The organism is Nitrincola alkalilacustris, assembly GCF_008973755.1.
Lineage (GTDB): Bacteria > Pseudomonadota > Gammaproteobacteria > Pseudomonadales > Balneatricaceae > Nitrincola > Nitrincola alkalilacustris.
The window spans coordinates 250,981-268,664 of sequence record NZ_WBOM01000002.1 but is presented as its reverse complement, the minus strand read 5'-3'; the positions used below and the strand labels follow the sequence as shown (position 1 = coordinate 268,664).

Sequence of the window (17,684 nt, the reverse complement as noted above, 5' to 3'; positions counted from 1 at the left end):
CTGACGGGAAGCACGAAACGACTTCCCCTGGTTTGCAACTGGATGGCGACCTGAATGTCCTTCAATTTTCATGCTTCAATAAGACTTTCACTGGCAATTACCGCCATCATCACGGCACAGGCTGCACTTGCTGACAGCAACGATGGCTGGGACTGTCGCGTCAATACCGAAGGTGAGTGGGATTGCAGCTTCAGCCAGCAGAGCGGCAATCTGACAACGGGTTCGGCAGCACGTGCCGTGACACAAGCCCAAGCCCAAGCACAGTCAGATGATATCCGGCTGCGTCTGAGCAGCCCGTTTGCCCATCTGGATTATTATCCTTATCCACAGGGTCAGGCACCCGGCTTGTGTCACGGGGGTTATATCGAACCTGATGTCGAGTTCATGGACGACGACGCTCCTTTCAGCGAACAGCCGATTTTTGCCGATGCAATCGAATCCAGTGCCGACCTCAACACGCGTCTGACTCGCCTGGTGGGCGGCATCAATCTGCGCCAGGGCAGCCGGATGATCAGCAGCGAGTATGGCGAGATCGACCAGGACAACATGACAGCCTTTCTTGAAGGCCAGATCCGCTACAGGGAAAAGGGCCTCTTGTTGATAGGTGATCGAGCGGATGCCAATTTTGAAACCGGCGATACACATTTCATCAATGCGCAATATGTGATGCATGAAGAGCACATGCGCGGCTCTGCAAAACGTATTTCGCGTTATGGAGATAATCGTGTTGTCATGGAAAAGGGTGCTCTGACCTTCTGCGAACCGGGTAACGATGCATGGCAGATCAAAGCCAGCAGTGTTGAGCTGGATCTGGAAGAGGGCTTTGGCACTGCTCGTCATGCTGTATTTGCCGTGGCTAATGTGCCGGTTTTCTACATCCCCTACTTCAAATTCCCTATCGATGACCGTCGCGTATCCGGTTTCCTGTACCCAAGCGGAAGTTTTTCACGCAACAGCGGATTGCAGCTGAACATACCCTACTATTTCAATCTGGCACCAAACTACGACGACACGCTGGTGACAAGAGTGATTGAAAAACGTGGACTGCTGCTGGAAAACGAATTCAGATACATGAATGAGTGGTCAATCAGCTCACTCAGTACCTCATACCTGCATGATGATAATATTTATGGGAAAAATCGCTGGTTGACTGAGGTTGAGCATGAAGGCGCCCCCTTCAAGAACTGGTTCAGCCGCATCCACTATACCCGAGTCAGTGATGATGATTACTTCAATGACCTAGGCACCAAGCTGGATGTTGAAGAGAAGGATCATCTCGATCAGTTAGTTGAGATGCGGTATACAGGGAACGGCTGGAATTTCACTGGGCGCGTTCATGGCTATCAAACGATCATTGACGGTAAATCGCCCTATGAGCGCAAGCCGCAACTGCTGTTTACCGGTCGTGAAGCACTGCCTGCCGATGCGCAGTTCACCTATATTGCCGAATATGTCAACTTCCAGCGTGACCTGGCCGGGCTGACAGGCAATGACCGCATCGTGGGTGATCGTTTACACCTGCGCCCCTCTGTCAGCTATCTCTTTGAAAGACCCTGGGGCTATGCAAAGCCCAAGGTGAGTCTCTGGCACAGCCAGTATCAGCTAGACAACACGTCGATGACTCAGGACTCACGTCCATCTGTCACCACGCCGGTTACCAGCCTGGATACAGGTCTGTACTTTGATCGTGAATACAGCCGCTTCTCCCAGTCTCTGGAACCCAGACTGATGCTGCTGGATGTACCCGGGGTGGAGCAGCCGAGCTACTTCAACTTTGATTCGGCACGCATGGGCTTCAGCTACTACAATCTGTTCAATGAATATGGCTGGAGCGGAAATGACACGGTGGCAGACACCCGACAAGCCACCCTTGGTCTGTCGAGTGGTTTCTACACCGCCAGTGGGTCTGAAAAAGCACGCCTGGGTGTTGCGCAGGCACATTACTTCAGAGACCGTGACATATTGCGCCCGGGAGATCGGACAGGTAATGAGAACAGCTCCAACTACGCCCTGCTGGCAAGCTGGAATATCTCCGACGCCCTGCGCTTCACACATGACTCTGAAATTGATCGCAACAGTCTGAGTACGCGTGAACAGAACTACAAACTGACCTTTACACCAGATGACCTGCGCTTGCTCTATATCAGCTATCGTGACAAGAAAGGCACCAACAATACTAATGACAGCACCATCCGTCAGTCCGATATCGGTTTCCGCTACCCGATCAACCCTAAGTGGAATGTGATTGGCCGCTGGCAGTATGATCACAAGGAAGGTGAGAACCTTGATACACTGTTCGGTGTCGAATACGGCACCTGCTGCTGGAAAATGCGTGTCACAGCCAGACGCTGGCTGTCAGGAAATCCTTCAGCAGACTTTGAGCAGGACACAGGGCTATTCGTACAATTCGTACTGCGTGGGCTTGGCACCATCGGGCCTGAAGGTGGCCGCGGCTTTATCGAAGAGATCACAGGCATAAAAGAGGATGACCATGACAAGTTTTAAGCGTTTCCTGCGCCAGCCACTGCTGGTTCTGCTGAGCGTTTTCTGCATCCAGCAGGTCAGTGCTCAGGAGCTGCTGGACCGGGTGATAGCGATCGTTAACAGCGACATTATCATGGAGAGCGAACTGCACCAGCGCACCTCGCTGGTCAGTCAGCAGATCGCTGCTAGAGGGATGCAGTCCCCACCTGCCGACACGCTGCGCCAGCAGGTGCTGGATCGATTGATACTGGAGAACATTCAGATCCAGATAGCCGAGGAGCAGGGCCTGCGTGTCAGTGATCGACAGCTGAATGAGACACTCGAGGGCATTGCCGCTCAGAACAATATGACACTGGAGCAGTTTCGTCAGGCTCTGATTGCCGAAGGCGAGGACTATGCACAGGCGCGCGAGCAGATCCGACGAGAGATTCTGCTCAACCAGGTGCAGCAGAGCAATGTCAACCGCCGCATACAGGTCTCAGATCAGGAAGTTCGAAATTATCTGAGCTCAGAGCTGGGGCAGCAGCAGGAGCAGGCTGAATTCCTGCTCAGCAACATCCTCGTTGCCCTGCCCTCTCAGGCATCCCCTGCAATGATTCAGGATGCCGAGCGCAAAGCACTGGAGATACTCTCACAGCTGCAGGATGGTGCAGATTTTGCCAATACTGCCGTGGCGCAATCCAATGCCCCGAATGCCCTGAATGGTGGTGATCTTGGCTGGCGCCGTCAGAATGAGCTGCCAGGAGCCATCGCCGCTGAAGTTGCCGGCATGCAGCCCGGCAGCATAACGACACCGATCAGAACACCCAGCGGGTTCAACATCATGCTGGTGCGTGACGTCCGTGGCGGAAGCGCTACGCTGATCGAACAGAGCCAGGTACGCCACATTCTGGTATCACCCAACGAGATTCGCAGCCCTGAGCAGACCCGCGTGCTTGCAGTAGATCTGTATAACCGCCTGCAGGATGGGCAGCCTTTTGAAGAGCTGGCCCGTCGCTACAGTGATGACACCGGCAGTGGCTCGCTGGGTGGCGACCTTGGCTGGGCGCAGGATGGCCAGATGGTACCGGAATTTGAGCAGGTGATGAAAGACACCCCTGTGGGCCGGATCTCCCGGCCATTTGAATCCCGTTTCGGATGGCATATTCTGGAAGTGCTGGACAGGCGTACCCAGGATGTCGGAAGCGAGATGCGAGAGTCTCAGGCTCGCAACAGCATCCGTCAGCGTAAATACACAGAAGAGCTCGATAACTGGCTGCGTGAAATTCGCTCCCAGGCATTCATCGACCTGAAAGGCTGATCACTGTTGAAAAAATTCCGCATAGCGATCACACCGGGAGAACCGGCAGGCATCGGCCCAGACCTCTGTATACAGGTGGCCCAGCAGGGGCATCAGCATGAAATGATCGTCATTGCCGACCCTGACCTGCTACAGCAACGAGCCGACCTGTTGCAGCTTCCTCTGGCACTTGAAGCCTATGACCCGGAAGCCCCGGCAGTCGCAACCTCACCAGGCACACTCAAGGTGCTGCCGGTAACATTGCAAGCCCCCGTACAGCCGGGAGCACTGAGCACTTCGAACGCCAGCTATGTGCTTGAAACACTTCGCCTGGCAACAGAAGGGTGCCTGGATCAGCGTTTCAATGCACTGGTTACCGCTCCTGTACACAAGGGTATCATCAATGATGCCGGCATCCCCTTCAGTGGTCATACCGAGTATCTTGAACAGCTGACCGGCAGCAGCAAGGTTGTGATGATGCTCGCAACCGATGGGCTTCGGGTGGCACTGGCCACCACACACCTGCCGCTCAGGCAGGTTGCCGATGCCATCACCGCCCCCCTTCTGCGCGATGTGCTGGCGGTTCTGATCCATGATCTGCAAAAGCACTTTGGCATCAGCAATCCACGCATACTGGTTGCCGGACTCAACCCTCATGCCGGCGAAGGTGGGCATCTGGGTCATGAAGAACTGGATATCATCACCCCGGTTCTGAACGAATTCAGAATGCTGGGGGCAAGACTGATCGGCCCCCTGCCGGCAGATACATTGTTTACAGAACACCACCTGGACAAGGCAGATGCCGTTCTGGCGATGTATCATGATCAGGGGCTACCGGTATTGAAGTACAAAGGTTTTGGCAGAGCCGTGAACATCACGCTGGGACTGCCTATCATCCGAACGTCTGTCGATCATGGCACAGCGCTTGATCTGGCAGGCAGCGGACAGGCAGATGCCGGCAGCCTGACCACCGCCATTGAATACGCCTGTAATATGGCGATGGCTGGCAGGCACTGATATGCAACAACGAAAAGGCAGCTAATGAGTAAACAGACGCCGGGCCATAAGGCCCGCAAACGCTTTGGCCAGAACTTTCTGGAAGATGGTCATGTCATCCGCCGCATCGTAGGCGCCATCTCGCCTAAAGTCGGCGAGCATCTGGTGGAGATAGGTCCTGGTCTGGGCGCACTGACAGAGCCGCTACTGGATGCTGCAGGTGCGCTGGATGCCGTCGAGCTGGACCGTGATCTGGTTCCGGTACTGCGCACCAAGTTTTTCCGTCATGGTGATCAGTTTCGCGTCCATGAAGCCGATGCCATGAAGTTTGATTATCACTCGCTGATCGAAGAGGGTGAACAGCTTCGAATTGTCGGCAATCTTCCCTACAACATCTCAACACAACTGATTTTTCACCTGCTGAGTCATGCCAGGATCATTCAGGACATGCACTTCATGCTGCAAAAAGAGGTCGTGCTGAGACTGGCAGCAAAACCGGGCGACAACCACTATGGTCGTCTGGGTATCATGGCTCAGTATTATTGCCAGGTGGACAACCTCTTCCTGGTTCCGCCTGCTGCATTCAACCCTGCTCCCAAGGTCGACTCAGCCATCGTCAGACTGGTTCCATACAAGACGCTGCCAATTGTCGCTAAAGATGTCACCATGCTGCAGAATGTCGTCAGAACCGCCTTTGGCCAGCGTCGCAAGACCCTGCGCAACAACCTGAAGCCGCTGATGGCAGCAGAACAACTCGAGGCACTGGGCATAGATCCCGGCCTGAGACCTGAGCGCCTGACACTGCAAGAATTTGTTACCATCAGTGATGCGATCACTGAAACCAACTGAGGAATACACAAGCAAGATGGAAGTTAACGAACTGGGACAGAACGTCCTCATCGACGTGAAGACAGCATACCTGCCTGAGCAATCTGATCCGGATGCTCATCGTTACGTATTCTCCTATCAGATCACCATAACCAATCAGAACCCGGTTCCGGTACAACTGATCAGCCGCTCCTGGTTGATTACGGATGGCAATCAGCATATCCAGGAAGTACAGGGCGAAGGCGTTGTCGGCGAACAGCCAGTCATCAACCCTGGAGAGAGCTTCAGCTACACCAGCGGCACAGTTCTCGCAACAGAAGTGGGCACCATGCAGGGCCACTACCAGATGACCACTCAGGACGAAGAGACGTTCACCACTGCGATTGCCCCCTTCACACTGGCCCAACCCAACGCACTCCACTGATTCACCGGAGTGCCAGCAACGGTTCACGAGGAGTGGCGACAAAGGTAAAGTGTAATGGCGGGCTTAAACAGTTAAGCTCAATATCAAGCGATTGAGTATCAGGGGCAAATTATGGATTTTGCATCCCTTATTGGGATTATCTCGGGTTTAGCGCTGATTTTCGCCGCCATACTGATCGGGGGTGAAGCTGATGTATTCGTGAACATCCCCGGTCTGATGATTGTCGCCGGAGGTACCATCGCTGCCACTTTACTGACAGTGCAGTTCAAGGATGTACTGAACGCCTTTCGGGCTGCCTATATTGTATTCACCCGCGACAAAACCAACGTCAAGGATATGATCGATACCATGCTGGAACTGAGCCGCATCAGTCACCGGCATGGTCTGTTGCGCCTGGGGGATGTCGAAACCGACTCACACGTCTTGCGTCGTGCCTGTAACCTGCTCGCAGAAGCCGCCTCCGAACAGGTCATTCGCAATACATTACAGAACGAGATAGATTCGCTGGTTTCGCGTCATATGACCGTACAGGATGTGTTCAGAAAAATGGCGCTATATGCCCCCGCATTCGGTATGCTGGGTACACTGATCGGTCTGATCCAGATGCTCAGCGAACTGACCAACCCGGACACTATCGGTCCTGCCATGGCAATTGCCTTGCTGACCACCTTCTATGGTTCCTTGCTGGCCACACTTGTATTCATGCCTATTGCAGGCAAGCTCAGAGCCAGAACACTGTCGGAAGTGACCAACCTTGAGGTGATTCGCGAAGGCTGCATCAGCATTCTGACCAATGACCACTACGCCCATGTTTATGAACAACTTTCCTCCTATCTGCCGGAAGATTCCCGCAAACCCCTGAAAATTGGGCGTAGCGAACAGCAGGCACCAAAGGAGTAAAACAATGAGCCGCAAGCAGCAACTGATGGATGACAGCGACAGCCCCGGCTGGTTGACTACCTATGCCGACCTGATGACCCTGCTGCTGGTATTCTTTGTGCTGCTGTTTTCCATGTCCAGCGTTGAGCGTGAAACGTTCAGCCAGACCATGAAGGCTTTCAATATCGCCCTGTCACGTGATGGCAGCGCTACCAGCCTGATTCCGCTGGAATACGATGCAGGTGCACAGACTGAAATACCTCAACTGGCACAACCCCTGATCCCGCAAGCCGCTCAAGCCCCGATCAGCCAGCCCGATGCCCGAGACGATCATGTATCCAGTTCACTGGATATCGACTGGGAGCCTATTACTGCAGAGCTGGAATCGGCCCTGAACCTGATGCAGGTTGGGGACCTGGTAGAGATAGGTGCCCCGCTGGACGGCAAACTGACACTGCGCGTGAATGGTGCAGTGCTGTTCGAATCAGGGTCTGCTACCTTTAACCGCGCCATGACACCCATGCTTGATGCCATATTGGAAACCCTGCTCAACAATCCTCAGTACAAGCTGGAGATCCAGGGCCATACGGATAATATCCCGATCAGCACCGCTCAGTTCCCCTCCAACTGGGAGCTGTCAGCTGTTCGGGCCACAACCGTGCTACGCTATATGATAGATGGCGGCATTCCCCCACGCAGGCTGACAGCTACCGGATACGGTGAATCTCTTCCCCTGGTTCGCAACGATACCGAGGTGAACCGCGCCATCAACCGTCGTATTGAGTTTGTACTCGAAAAAATACCCGAGCCAAGGCTATGAAACCTGAGATACGTATCGAAAACCTGGTAGATAAGGGGCGCCGCTCGTTCCGCATGAAAAAGCTCTGCGACAAGCTGGTGCAATTGAGTATTGCCGATCAACCGGTGAAGCTCCTCGACCTTTCCAACACCGGAATTGCGTTTCATGGATCTAAGGATCTGCAGCCGGGACAGTATCCGGCTCTGTTGAGCTTTCAACTGGATGATCAGACCTTTAACCTCAATCTGCAGCTCAAGCTTAATCGAGTCGGGAGCGAGTATTATGCCGGTGAATTTGAACAGCTTAATGAGGTGGATGAGCGGATTCTGTCCCGCTTTATCACCCACTGTCAGAAAGTGCTGATACAACAGGCTCATGAAGAGCGCCTGGAAAAGCGGCGAAAAAAACTGGAAGAGCAAATATCAGGCCAAAAGCCATAATTTTATCCAACTTTACAAAACAATAGGTTGACATACCCGCATCCCGGGCGTATAGTTTGCCCACGTTGATGCGGGGTGGAGCAGTCTGGTAGCTCGTCGGGCTCATAACCCGAAGGTCATAGGTTCAAATCCTGTCCCCGCTACCAATTAAGAGAAACCGGGTAAGCTTAATGTTTACCCGGTTTTTTTGTGTCCGATGAATGGGATTTTTTGATGTTGCTTACGTCTGCAAAACTCTCTTGCAGGTCATGACCCGCAGCATGAGCCGCTTGTAGCAAAGGCCCTATATCGCAGTTTGTTTGCTGTAGATGATTGTGAACCCATAATGACGCAGCACGACGGCCTGTCCGACAGAAGCAAAGTACAGGTGTCGGTAGCACCTCAATCGCTTCACTAAAGGCTTTCACTGCCTCTTGTGTGTACTCGCCAGGCACTACTGGAATTTCAACCCAGACAAGTCCAGCAGCCTCAGCAGCCAGTCGCAACTCAGAGTCATCTACATGATCTTCGGCTTCTCCGGGCTTACGGTTGCAAATGATTGATCTGAAACCTAGCGCTTTAATCTCTGGAATATCGACAGGATAGATCGCATGACAAATGCTGAAACCAGGTTCAAGCTCTCGGAGCTCCATCTATTCACCTCATAATTTAATAATAAACACTTAGAGGACTGGAGTGACTCTTGCCACTCCAATCATGGTCTTTCAGAGCTGTTTGGTACAGAAATAAAAATCTACACAATCATACTCACCAGACTCAACACGCTCGTTAGCACCGGCTGCAGTTGCTGATGGTGGAACGATCACTCGATCGCCTGGCTGCCAACCTTCGGGGGTTGCCACTTTGAATTCATCACTGGTCTGCAGCGCATCAAGCAGCCTGAGGAACTCAGAAATTGAACGACCATTACTCATAGGGTAATAGACCATTGCTCGCAGGATGCCATTCGGGTCGATCATAAAGGTAGCGCGTACAGCAGACGTGTCCGCAGCACCCGGGTGGATCATCCCATAGGCACGAGCAACATCCATTTTCAGGTCAGCAATAATGGGGAAAGGGATCTCTACTCCAAATTTTTCCTTGATATTCCTCATCCAGGCAATGTGCGAGTGATGGCTGTCAATTGACAACCCTAACAGCTCACAGTTGCGCTTATTGAACTCAGGTGCCATTTTGGCAAAAGCCATGAACTCAGTCGTGCAAACAGGTGTGAAGTCAGCAGGATGAGAGAAGAGTACCAGCCATTTTCCCTTATAGTCATCCAGGGATTTCATACCATCTGTTGTGGGTGCACAAAACTCAGGTGCACGCTCATTCAAGCGCGGTAAGCCAAAAACAGTTTCAGTGATTTCCATTGTCATATCCTCTATATTCAGTATTAGGTGTTTCTAATTTAACACACATATTCCAATTTTGAATATGTATATAACTATAAATTTGATAGAGGAAGTTTATGAAGAAGCTCTTCTTCAGTGTACTGGCTGCACTGCTGCTGGGTAGCATAGCAGGTCGAATGAGTTCACCCGTTCTGGGGCTGGAAGTGACTTTTTACAATGCCAGTGAGTTGATGATCGATTCGCTACACCTCGAATTTGGAAGTGCAGATACCCAATCGAGCATTCGCTCATTTCGTATCGCGCCGGGTACAAGCCGCACGCTGGCACTGAACCACAACCCAGGCATGGGATTTAATGTTGTAGTCAGCTATGGAGATGGCAGCCGGCAGGAGTTTTGTGCTTTGCTCGGGGATAACCAGACACGTCCAAGAATTCAGCTAAAACCCTGAGCCCTCTGAACTAACATGAACATATTTCATCATAACCTGCAAAAATTATTGTTTAGCACCTCCTGATTTATGGTGCAGTCGCACCATTTATTACTATATAATTGCATAAAAAACACATCATATATTCCTTAAAAGCATTACAACCCACAAGGTTAACTCTCTGTGATCCAATTTGAACGTGTACACAAGACCTACCAGGTCGGTGGACGCGAGATTACGGCACTGGAGCCCTGCAACCTGTATATACCACAGGGGCAGATCTTCGGTCTTATCGGCCATTCCGGTGCCGGTAAGAGTACTCTACTGCGTCTTATCAATCGCCTTGAAGCCCCTTCCGCAGGCCGCATTCTGGTTGATAACGAGGATGTCACCGCCATGGATGCCAGGGCGCTGCGACAATTTCGCCAACGCCTGGGGATGATTTTCCAGCACTTTAATCTGCTCTCCTCCAAAACAGTTGCAGACAATGTGGCCATGCCGCTCAAGCTGGCAGGCAGCTACTCAACAACTCAGATCAGTGAGCGTGTTGCGATGCTGCTCCATCGTGTCGGGCTCAGTAGCCATGCCCAGAAATATCCGGCACAGCTTTCCGGTGGACAGAAGCAGCGCGTCGGGATAGCACGTGCTCTGGCCACCAATCCCAGAATTCTGCTCTGCGACGAGGCCACCAGCGCTCTGGACCCTCAAACCACAGCACAGGTACTGCAACTGCTGAATGAGCTGAACCGTGAACTTAACCTGACCATTGTATTGATCACGCATGAGATGGATGTGATCCGCCGCGTCTGCGATCAGGTCGCCGTGATGGATGCCGGACACATTGTCGAGCAAGGGCAGGTCTCGGATCTGTTCCTGCACCCTAAACACCCCACCACACGCCGCTTTGTATATGAGGCCGAGCATGTGGATGAGCAGGAGCTATCCAGAGATTTTGCGCAGGTACAGGGGCGTATCGTACGGCTGACCTTCAAGGGCGAGGCCACCTATGCGCCGCTGCTCGGCCAGGTGGCAAGGCAGTCGGGTGTTGACTACAGCATTCTGTCCGGTCGCATCGACCATATACGAGATACACCCTACGGCCAACTGACCTTGTCGTTGGTGGGTGGTGATGCCGATGTGGCAATTGAACAACTCAAAGCGGCACAGGTAACGGTTGAGGTGATCCGAGCATGATGCAGTTTTTCAGCAATGTAGACTGGTACGATATCTGGATGGCGACACTGGACACCCTGATGATGCTGGGCGGCTCTATGCTGTTCACCATCCTGTTGGGCTTGCCTTTAGGTATTGTGCTGTTCCTGACAGGTCCAAAGCAGATGTTCGAGCAAAAGGGCGTTTATGCTCTACTGTCATTCTGCGTAAATATCCTTCGCTCCCTGCCATTCATTATCCTGCTGATCGTGATGATTCCCATGACGCTGTTGATAACCGGCACCTCTCTGGGTGTTGCCGGTGCGATACCACCTCTGGTGGCAGGTGCCACCCCTTTCTTCGCCCGGCTGGTGGAAACAGCTCTACGCGAAGTGGACCGCGGTATTATCGAGGCGACACAGGCGATGGGAGCCAGCACACGCCAGATCATCACCAATGCTCTGCTGCCTGAAGCACGTCCCGGCATCATTGCAGCCACGACAGTCACGGCCATCACTCTTGTCTCCTATACCGCAATGGCTGGAGTAGTGGGTGCCGGCGGTCTGGGTGATCTGGCCATACGCTATGGTTACCAACGTTTTCAGACCGACGTGATGATCGTCACAGTCGTGCTGCTACTGATACTGGTTCAGATCCTGCAAAGCCTCGGCGATCGACTGGTTGTTCATTATTCACGCAAGTGAATGCAGATTTTTGCACTGATGTTCTTACACAGATATTGTTATTGACGGAGATATACCATGAAAAAATTGTTTGCTGCCTTTGCTGCTCTGGCTGCTTTTACTGTACAGGCAGAATCAATCAGCGTGGCCGCGACGGCTGTACCCCATGCCGAAATTCTTGAGTTTGTTAAGCCTCAACTGGCCGAACAGGGCGTGGAGCTGAAGATCAGCGTGTTTACAGACTATGTTCAGCCCAATGTACAGGTGTCCGAAAAGCGCCTGGATGCCAACTTCTTCCAGCATCAACCCTATCTGGATAACTTCAACGCCACACGCGGCACTGCTCTGATCAACGTGGCAGGTGTTCACGTTGAACCCTTCGGCGCCTACTCCAGTAAGCACTCAACACTGGAAAACCTGCCGGAACGTGCTCAGATTGCCATCCCCAATGATGCCACCAATGGCGGTCGCGCCCTGCTGCTGCTTCAAAGTGCAGGACTGATCACACTTAAACCTGAAGCAGGTATCACCGCAACACCACGCGATATCGCTGACAACCCATTAAAGCTGCGCATTCGTGAGATAGAAGCAGCCACCCTGCCGCGCGTGCTGAATCAGGTGGACCTGGCACTGATCAACACCAACTATGCATTGGAGGCAGGCCTGTCTCCGAGCGAAGATGCTCTGTTCATCGAGGGCAGCGAATCACCTTATGTAAATATTCTGGTTACACATGCCGACAATACCGGGAACAGTGCGCTGAAAGTTCTGGTTGATGCCCTGAAAACCGACGAGGTGCGTGCTTTTATTCTGGATAAATACACGGGTGCAGTTGTACCGGCATTCTGACTCAGACAACCATAAAACTGAGGGGGGAAGGAATCAGCCCCCCTCAACTTTCAACCTGACTGCTGGCCTAAGCATGCTCAATCTGCTGAACCTCCACCCTGTTACGCCCATTCTGCTTAGCACGGTATAGGGCCCGATCCGCATCGTCCATCAACTGGTACGGTGTGGAGCTACCATTCGGCCAGGTCGCAATACCTATCGATACTGTGATATGCCCCAGATGCTGCCCCTGATACACCAACTCTCGCTCAGACACTTTGCGCAACAGGTCCTGCGCACGCTGTAATGCGCTATCAGATGCAATACCCGGCATGACAACAACAAACTCTTCACCACCAAAACGGCAGCAGACATCTGTTTCCCGGAACTGTTCCAGCATCACTGACGCGACCGCACGCAATGCCATGTCCCCAGCCTGATGACCAAAACGGTCGTTGAACTGCTTGAAAAAATCTATATCGCAGATCAGTATCGACAAAGCGCTCTGCTGCCGCTTGGCCAGCGCTATCTCACGTTTGAGAGAGTCGTCCAGAAAACGCCGATTCTTCAACCCCGTCAGCGCATCTTCATAGGACATCTGCTGAAGGCTTTCACGCAGATTGATGCCAGTCAGGGTCACACCGATCCGTTCACTCATACGAACCAGAAAGGCTCTGGTCATCGCTCTTGCATCATCAGATGCCAGTGAGGTCAGATCCAGATATACCTTGGCAAACGGATGATCACTCTGCACCTGATGGACTATTATGAACACCTCACACTCGCTTAACTCCTCCTCAGCGTAGCGCTCCTCCTGACTCAGAAGCTTGACCTTGAGCAGCGTCGGCTCAAACACCTCAGGCAGTCGCTGAGCCAGCAAAACTCCGGCCTCATTGAGACTATCCAACTGCTGCAGTTGATTGACCAGCTCATCGAGCCTCAGACTCAGCAGATGATTTCTCTCCGCCTGCTGAGTGCGCTCACGTTCAATCTGTGCATAGGTCTGAATGGCTGCTGTGCGCTCGGCGACCCGCGTCTCCAGTGTCGCATTCATAAGGCGCACCGCTTTCTGTGTCTGTCCATATTCACGCAGGGAGATCAGTACCAGCGCTAAAATAAAGATCAAGCCACCAAGCGAGAGCGGAACACGTGTCCAGGGCAGGAAGCCATGTGCAACTGCCATATCGACCAGGAGAAAAAGCGCAAAGATACTGAAAGCAGTCACAATCAGGCGTTGATCAGCATTCAGCTGTTTCAGATCACGCAGGGTCAACACCAACAACACGACCAGCGTCAGTGTAAAGAGTGCATCAAAGATCGGATAGGTGATTGACAGATGAATAACCCCGATCAACGATAAGCCCAGTGCAACAAGCAGATAGGCAAGATGAAGATGACCGATGCGATTGATCAGCCGACTCCCCTCTTTACCCAACCACTGCCCTAACAGGAAAGCGATAAAGATCGGCATCGAGAAGTAGGATGCAGCCGTCAGATAGACTCGGAACAGAGGGGCGTCCAGCACCAGTTGAACAGCGGCATTTTCGCCCAGCAACTTGCCTGCAATCGCCAATGAAAACAGCGCCAGATACACGAAGTGTCGGCTACCCGGTCGCATCGGCACAAACGCCAGTGCCAACAAAGCGATGAAGATACAGAAAGCCGCTATCGCCAGATCCACAACCGAATTGCTGATAACCATCAGCAGCAGATCCGGTCGTTCCATCAGCATCACCTCACCCCAGAGGCCGATGTCGGTGTAGTCGGAATAGACCCGGAAATAGAGCGTTTGGCCCAAATTCTCCGGGCTCAGCTCAATCATATGCCAGGGCCAGCCGATGAAATCGCCCTTGCCCTGAGCATCAAACTCGCCGTAATGGTAGATTTTGTTCGCTCCGAGATACACCTCTGCAATCAGATCGATACTCGTGACATACAAAACCGGATCAACCCAATTACTCTGGGGTAGCGCCACCCGATACCAGACATTCTGCTGTAAATGACGCCCCGGAGGATTGGAAGGAAACGCAATGTCATGCCAATGCTCTGGCTCATCAGCCAACACCCATTGCGGCACACCATCAACAAAAGGTGAGTCACCCCAGCGATATTCCCACCCCTGATCCAGAGACATACGAGAAGCAGCTGTTGCGCTCGCACAGCAGAGGAACAAGGCCAGAATGAGCACAGGTCGCAGGTAGTTCAATAGCATTTCACTCTCCCGAACAGACCCATCATGCGACAGCCTCAGAACTGATATCCAAGATTACAGCATAGCAAAATTAGTAAGTTAATATTGCCAAGAGCAAATAAAGTATCAAGAAGAGATACTGTCTTTCTTCAGATCAACTTTGTGTATGACTTCGCGCGTTGATTGCCAGCATTGATCTGCCGACACCGGCCGTCCGAGCAGGAAACCCTGCACACTGTTACAGCCTTTCAGTTTAAGAAACTCGTATTGCTCCTGTGTTTCTACACCTTCTGCCAGCACTTCAATCTGTAAGCTATGGCCCAAGGCAATTACTGTCAGAATTACCGCCTCATCCTTGGGGTTCTTGCCAATATCCCGCGTAAAGCTGTAATCAATTTTCAAACGATCCAGCGGGAGCTGCTTCAGTCGGCTTAATGAAGAGTAGCCGGTGCCGAAATCATCCAGTGCCAACCGATAACCCGCCTGTCTCAGCTGACCCAGCAGATCGATCGACATGTCAGGATCCTGCAGAATCAGGCTCTCGGTAATCTCCAGCTCCAACAGCCCCCGGGGCACTTGATAGCGATCAACAATTCGGTTGATATGCTGAATGAAGTCCATCTCCAGCAGTTGTGGAGGCGAAATATTGACCGCAACAGGAGGTACTACCATCCCCTCCTTCTGCCAGGTCAGAATCTGCTCACATGCCATCTCGATCACCTGCCAGCCGAGCTGCACGATCAGATTGGTCTCTTCCGCCAGCGGAATAAACTGGCCAGGTGGAAGCAAACCCTTCACAGGGTGCTGCCAGCGCACCAGAGCCTCGAAGCCACAGATCGACCTATCCTGCAGGGAGTATTGCGGTTGAAAGTGCAACAGCAGTTGCTTTTCATGAAGCGCTACACGCAAGTCCTGCTCGAGTTGAAACGCCTCAACAGCCGCATCGGTCAATACCGGATTATAGACTTCGAAGCAATTTTTGCCCCTTGCCTTGGCGCGATACATCGCGGTATCAGCATGTTTAATCAAAGTATCCAGATCCTGACCATGCTCCGGGTAGTGGCTGATACCGATGCTCGCAGTGACCTGCAGATGGTGCTGCTCCACCTGCAGCGGCAAAGAGCAAAGATAGATAAATCTTTCTGCTTCCATATGGACATGTTCACGCTCACCACTGACCAGCAAGATAAACTCATCACCTCCGGTTCTGAACAGCTCACTACCCTCGACCAACTTGAGTTGCAAGTGGGCTGACATCTGTTTGAGCAGTTGATCACCCACCTGATGCCCGAGGCTATCATTGATCAATTTGAATCGGTCAAGATCGATGAAAAGGACACTGAACGGTTCACTGCTTTCGACAGTAAACCGCTCCTGAACTCGCTCAGTCAGTCTCAATCGGTTGGGTAGCCCGGTTAGGTCATCATGCCTTGCCTGATAGGCCAAATTGCGGGTTTGCCGGTTGACCTGCTCCAGCAGCAAGCGTTCACGGTCATGCATTCCCAGAATCAGTAGCCCACCGAGACAACCTACCAGTACCAGCAGTGTCTGCATCAGCTGTGCACTGCTGACCGGATGCTGTGCCCGATACTCGGGACCGGCAACGGCACGAATACGCCACCTCTGCTGAGCAAACTCCACATCAAAAAATGCTTCGTAACTGATCTCCTGCTGCGCCACATCACTGAGAGTCTGGAAAAAAGGATCTGGCATATTCTGCTCATACAGACTGAATTCGATATTCTGTATTCCGGCACGCATCAGTGCAGCATCAAACATACGTTGCACAGTGAAAACCCCAACCATATAGCCGGAGAGTTGCTTGTTGCCCATCAGCAGATGGTTCGGCTCAAGCAGAGTATAAACCGGATGCAGAATCAGCAAACCAGGTTCATCAGGCGCCTGTGTCAGATTCAGAATCTGGGTCACTACCGGCCGCCCCAGAGACTGAGCCAGCATGACCCAGTTGCGCCGATCCTCAATCGACAGCAGATTAAACCCCAACGCCGGGCGATTGTGCTCCAGCGGCTCTACAAATTGCACGGGAATGATCGGGTCATCCGGCTCAATCGACTCTCCATAAACCGCATAGTCTGGATCATTCAGAATTCGACGTGTTCTGCGCTCAAAGATCTCCAGCTCGGCACGCAGCACGACAGGATCCCAGGAATAGGCCAGTACAGAGGGATTACTGGCCTGAAGGTTCAGCACCGCCTGCCTGAATGCAACTGGATCAACCAGTCGACCCGGCATGACCAGTTGTTCAAGACTGGCCAGTTCCGCCAGATTCTGCTGCACGATCGCCTGAATCTGTGCATCCAGCACCCTGACATCCTGTTGAAACGCTCTGCCGACCTGCTCATCCAGATGCTTCATGTACAGCTGATTCAGGCCAACCACGCTGAGCAGTACTGCACTGAGCTGCAATGCCAATCGTAAGCGCTTATCAGTTTTTCTCTTTTTCCGACTCGGCAACAAGGATCTGCCATAATGCAGTACTGCCGTCAAACCGATACCCAGTGGTACCCACAAGGGAACTATCTGACCACTGATACTTTCCCCCGGTATCAAATACCCAGTGATGCTGAGCAACATGGCCAGTAGCAAAATCAGAAGAGTGGCTAAATAGAGCGTAATCCGCATTTGAGTCACTTAAAGAAAGAGATCAACAGGTCATACCCTTATGCTTCGATACGTCGAACACATGCCAGGCCCATGAATCGCAGTACAGGATTATCCAGTTTGTTGATATAGTAATTAACCAACTTGATCACACTGGAGATACTCAAGGTTCAGCTCCTGCTGTAAGCTGACAACAACAGGCAATCTAACCTATTTGATCAGTCGGGTAAATCACTGCAGGTGATCCAACCTGCTTCGATCAGCTATGACCAAGTATTTGAATTCAGTTGAAAGTCCATTATTTCAGAGGTACT

General features: G+C 52.3%; 16 protein-coding genes and 1 tRNA gene. 13 read left to right on the top strand and 4 right to left on the bottom strand.

Annotation, left to right across the window (positions count from 1 at the left end; all coding sequences use genetic code 11):
• Window positions 1-54 precede the first annotated feature (54 nt).
• From F7R27_RS04060 to F7R27_RS04020, 9 genes are all read left to right on the top strand, one after another.
• Window positions 55-2,505, top strand: a complete 2,451-nt coding sequence (locus F7R27_RS04060; RefSeq protein WP_151702938.1) for an LPS-assembly protein LptD — start codon at window positions 55-57, stop codon at window positions 2,503-2,505.
• A complete protein-coding gene (locus F7R27_RS04055) occupies window positions 2,492-3,784 on the top strand; it encodes a peptidylprolyl isomerase (protein WP_240776222.1) in 1,293 nt (430 codons plus the stop codon). Before F7R27_RS04060 ends, F7R27_RS04055 begins: the two co-directional genes overlap by 14 nt.
• Before the next feature lie 6 nt (window positions 3,785-3,790).
• Window positions 3,791-4,780: a 4-hydroxythreonine-4-phosphate dehydrogenase PdxA gene (pdxA, locus tag F7R27_RS04050; RefSeq protein ID WP_151702936.1), complete on the top strand. Its 990-nt coding sequence runs from the start codon at window positions 3,791-3,793 to the stop codon at window positions 4,778-4,780.
• Window positions 4,781-4,804: 24 nt separating this feature from the next.
• Complete coding sequence (gene rsmA, locus F7R27_RS04045) at window positions 4,805-5,608, top strand: 16S rRNA (adenine(1518)-N(6)/adenine(1519)-N(6))-dimethyltransferase RsmA (RefSeq protein ID WP_151702935.1); 804 nt, start codon at window positions 4,805-4,807, stop codon at window positions 5,606-5,608.
• A 16-nt stretch (window positions 5,609-5,624) separates the two neighbouring features.
• Window positions 5,625-6,011, top strand: a complete 387-nt coding sequence (gene apaG, locus F7R27_RS04040) for a Co2+/Mg2+ efflux protein ApaG (protein WP_151702934.1) — start codon at window positions 5,625-5,627, stop codon at window positions 6,009-6,011.
• 111 nt (window positions 6,012-6,122) lie between these two features.
• Complete coding sequence (locus tag F7R27_RS04035) at window positions 6,123-6,911, top strand: motility protein A (protein WP_151702933.1); 789 nt, start codon at window positions 6,123-6,125, stop codon at window positions 6,909-6,911.
• Window positions 6,912-6,915: 4 nt separating this feature from the next.
• Window positions 6,916-7,710 (top strand): OmpA/MotB family protein, encoded by a 795-nt coding sequence (locus tag F7R27_RS04030; protein WP_151702932.1) that lies wholly within the window; start codon window positions 6,916-6,918, stop codon window positions 7,708-7,710.
• Window positions 7,707-8,129, top strand: coding sequence for a PilZ domain-containing protein (locus F7R27_RS04025; protein WP_151702931.1), 423 nt, complete (start codon window positions 7,707-7,709; stop codon window positions 8,127-8,129). The genes F7R27_RS04030 and F7R27_RS04025 overlap by 4 nt, the downstream gene beginning before the upstream one ends.
• Before the next feature lie 69 nt (window positions 8,130-8,198).
• Window positions 8,199-8,275: transfer RNA gene (locus F7R27_RS04020), tRNA-Met, on the top strand.
• 21 nt (window positions 8,276-8,296) lie between these two features.
• Here F7R27_RS04020 and F7R27_RS04015 read toward each other — a convergent pair.
• Both F7R27_RS04015 and F7R27_RS04010 read right to left on the bottom strand, forming a co-directional pair.
• Entirely contained in the window at window positions 8,297-8,761 is a 465-nt protein-coding gene (locus F7R27_RS04015; RefSeq protein ID WP_151702930.1) for a protein tyrosine phosphatase family protein, read from the bottom strand.
• Window positions 8,762-8,833: 72 nt separating this feature from the next.
• On the bottom strand, window positions 8,834-9,484 hold the full coding sequence (locus tag F7R27_RS04010) for a peroxiredoxin (RefSeq protein ID WP_240776221.1): 651 nt from the start codon (window positions 9,482-9,484) through the stop codon (window positions 8,834-8,836).
• Window positions 9,485-9,582: 98 nt separating this feature from the next.
• Here F7R27_RS04010 and F7R27_RS04005 point away from each other — a divergent pair, with 98 nt between their 5' ends.
• The 4 genes from F7R27_RS04005 (at window position 9,583) to F7R27_RS03990 (ending at window position 12,578) form a co-directional block, all read left to right on the top strand.
• On the top strand, window positions 9,583-9,915 hold the full coding sequence (locus tag F7R27_RS04005) for a hypothetical protein (RefSeq protein ID WP_151702928.1): 333 nt from the start codon (window positions 9,583-9,585) through the stop codon (window positions 9,913-9,915).
• A gap of 162 nt (window positions 9,916-10,077) precedes the next feature.
• Window positions 10,078-11,088 carry a methionine ABC transporter ATP-binding protein gene (locus F7R27_RS04000; RefSeq protein WP_151702927.1) on the top strand — a complete coding sequence of 337 codons (1,011 nt, stop codon included), beginning with the start codon at window positions 10,078-10,080 and terminating at the stop codon, window positions 11,086-11,088.
• A complete protein-coding gene (locus F7R27_RS03995; protein WP_151702926.1) occupies window positions 11,085-11,750 on the top strand; it encodes a methionine ABC transporter permease in 666 nt (221 codons plus the stop codon). The genes F7R27_RS04000 and F7R27_RS03995 overlap by 4 nt, the downstream gene beginning before the upstream one ends.
• Window positions 11,751-11,807: 57 nt before the next feature.
• Entirely contained in the window at window positions 11,808-12,578 is a 771-nt protein-coding gene (locus F7R27_RS03990; protein WP_151702925.1) for a MetQ/NlpA family ABC transporter substrate-binding protein, read from the top strand.
• A gap of 67 nt (window positions 12,579-12,645) precedes the next feature.
• Here the strand turns inward: F7R27_RS03990 and F7R27_RS03985 are convergent, their stop codons facing one another.
• Together F7R27_RS03985 and F7R27_RS03980 are read right to left on the bottom strand one after the other, a co-directional pair.
• Window positions 12,646-14,769 (bottom strand): GGDEF domain-containing protein, encoded by a 2,124-nt coding sequence (locus F7R27_RS03985; RefSeq protein WP_151702924.1) that lies wholly within the window; start codon window positions 14,767-14,769, stop codon window positions 12,646-12,648.
• Window positions 14,770-14,874: 105 nt separating this feature from the next.
• The gene (locus tag F7R27_RS03980) at window positions 14,875-17,391 is read right to left on the bottom strand and encodes an EAL domain-containing protein (RefSeq protein WP_151702923.1); all 2,517 of its coding nucleotides are present in this window, start codon (window positions 17,389-17,391) and stop codon (window positions 14,875-14,877) included.
• Between the last annotated feature and the right edge of the window lie 293 nt (window positions 17,392-17,684).

Excerpts from the sequence above, each read along its gene's own strand:
- F7R27_RS04060 (WP_151702938.1), top strand. The coding sequence starts at position 55 with ATGTCCTTCAATTTTCATGCTTCAATAAGACTTTCACTGGCAATTACC.
- F7R27_RS04055 (WP_240776222.1), top strand. The coding sequence starts at position 2,492 with ATGACAAGTTTTAAGCGTTTCCTGCGCCAGCCACTGCTGGTTCTGCTG.
- rsmA (WP_151702935.1), top strand. The coding sequence starts at position 4,805 with ATGAGTAAACAGACGCCGGGCCATAAGGCCCGCAAACGCTTTGGCCAG.
- apaG (WP_151702934.1), top strand. The coding sequence starts at position 5,625 with ATGGAAGTTAACGAACTGGGACAGAACGTCCTCATCGACGTGAAGACA.
- F7R27_RS04035 (WP_151702933.1), top strand. The coding sequence starts at position 6,123 with ATGGATTTTGCATCCCTTATTGGGATTATCTCGGGTTTAGCGCTGATT.
- F7R27_RS04030 (WP_151702932.1), top strand. The coding sequence starts at position 6,916 with ATGAGCCGCAAGCAGCAACTGATGGATGACAGCGACAGCCCCGGCTGG.
- F7R27_RS04025 (WP_151702931.1), top strand. The coding sequence starts at position 7,707 with ATGAAACCTGAGATACGTATCGAAAACCTGGTAGATAAGGGGCGCCGC.
- F7R27_RS04015 (WP_151702930.1), bottom strand. The coding sequence starts at position 8,761 with ATGGAGCTCCGAGAGCTTGAACCTGGTTTCAGCATTTGTCATGCGATC.
- F7R27_RS04010 (WP_240776221.1), bottom strand. The coding sequence starts at position 9,484 with ATGGAAATCACTGAAACTGTTTTTGGCTTACCGCGCTTGAATGAGCGT.
- F7R27_RS04005 (WP_151702928.1), top strand. The coding sequence starts at position 9,583 with ATGAAGAAGCTCTTCTTCAGTGTACTGGCTGCACTGCTGCTGGGTAGC.
- F7R27_RS03995 (WP_151702926.1), top strand. The coding sequence starts at position 11,085 with ATGATGCAGTTTTTCAGCAATGTAGACTGGTACGATATCTGGATGGCG.
- F7R27_RS03990 (WP_151702925.1), top strand. The coding sequence starts at position 11,808 with ATGAAAAAATTGTTTGCTGCCTTTGCTGCTCTGGCTGCTTTTACTGTA.
- F7R27_RS03985 (WP_151702924.1), bottom strand. The coding sequence starts at position 14,769 with ATGCTATTGAACTACCTGCGACCTGTGCTCATTCTGGCCTTGTTCCTC.
- F7R27_RS03980 (WP_151702923.1), bottom strand. The coding sequence starts at position 17,391 with ATGCGGATTACGCTCTATTTAGCCACTCTTCTGATTTTGCTACTGGCC.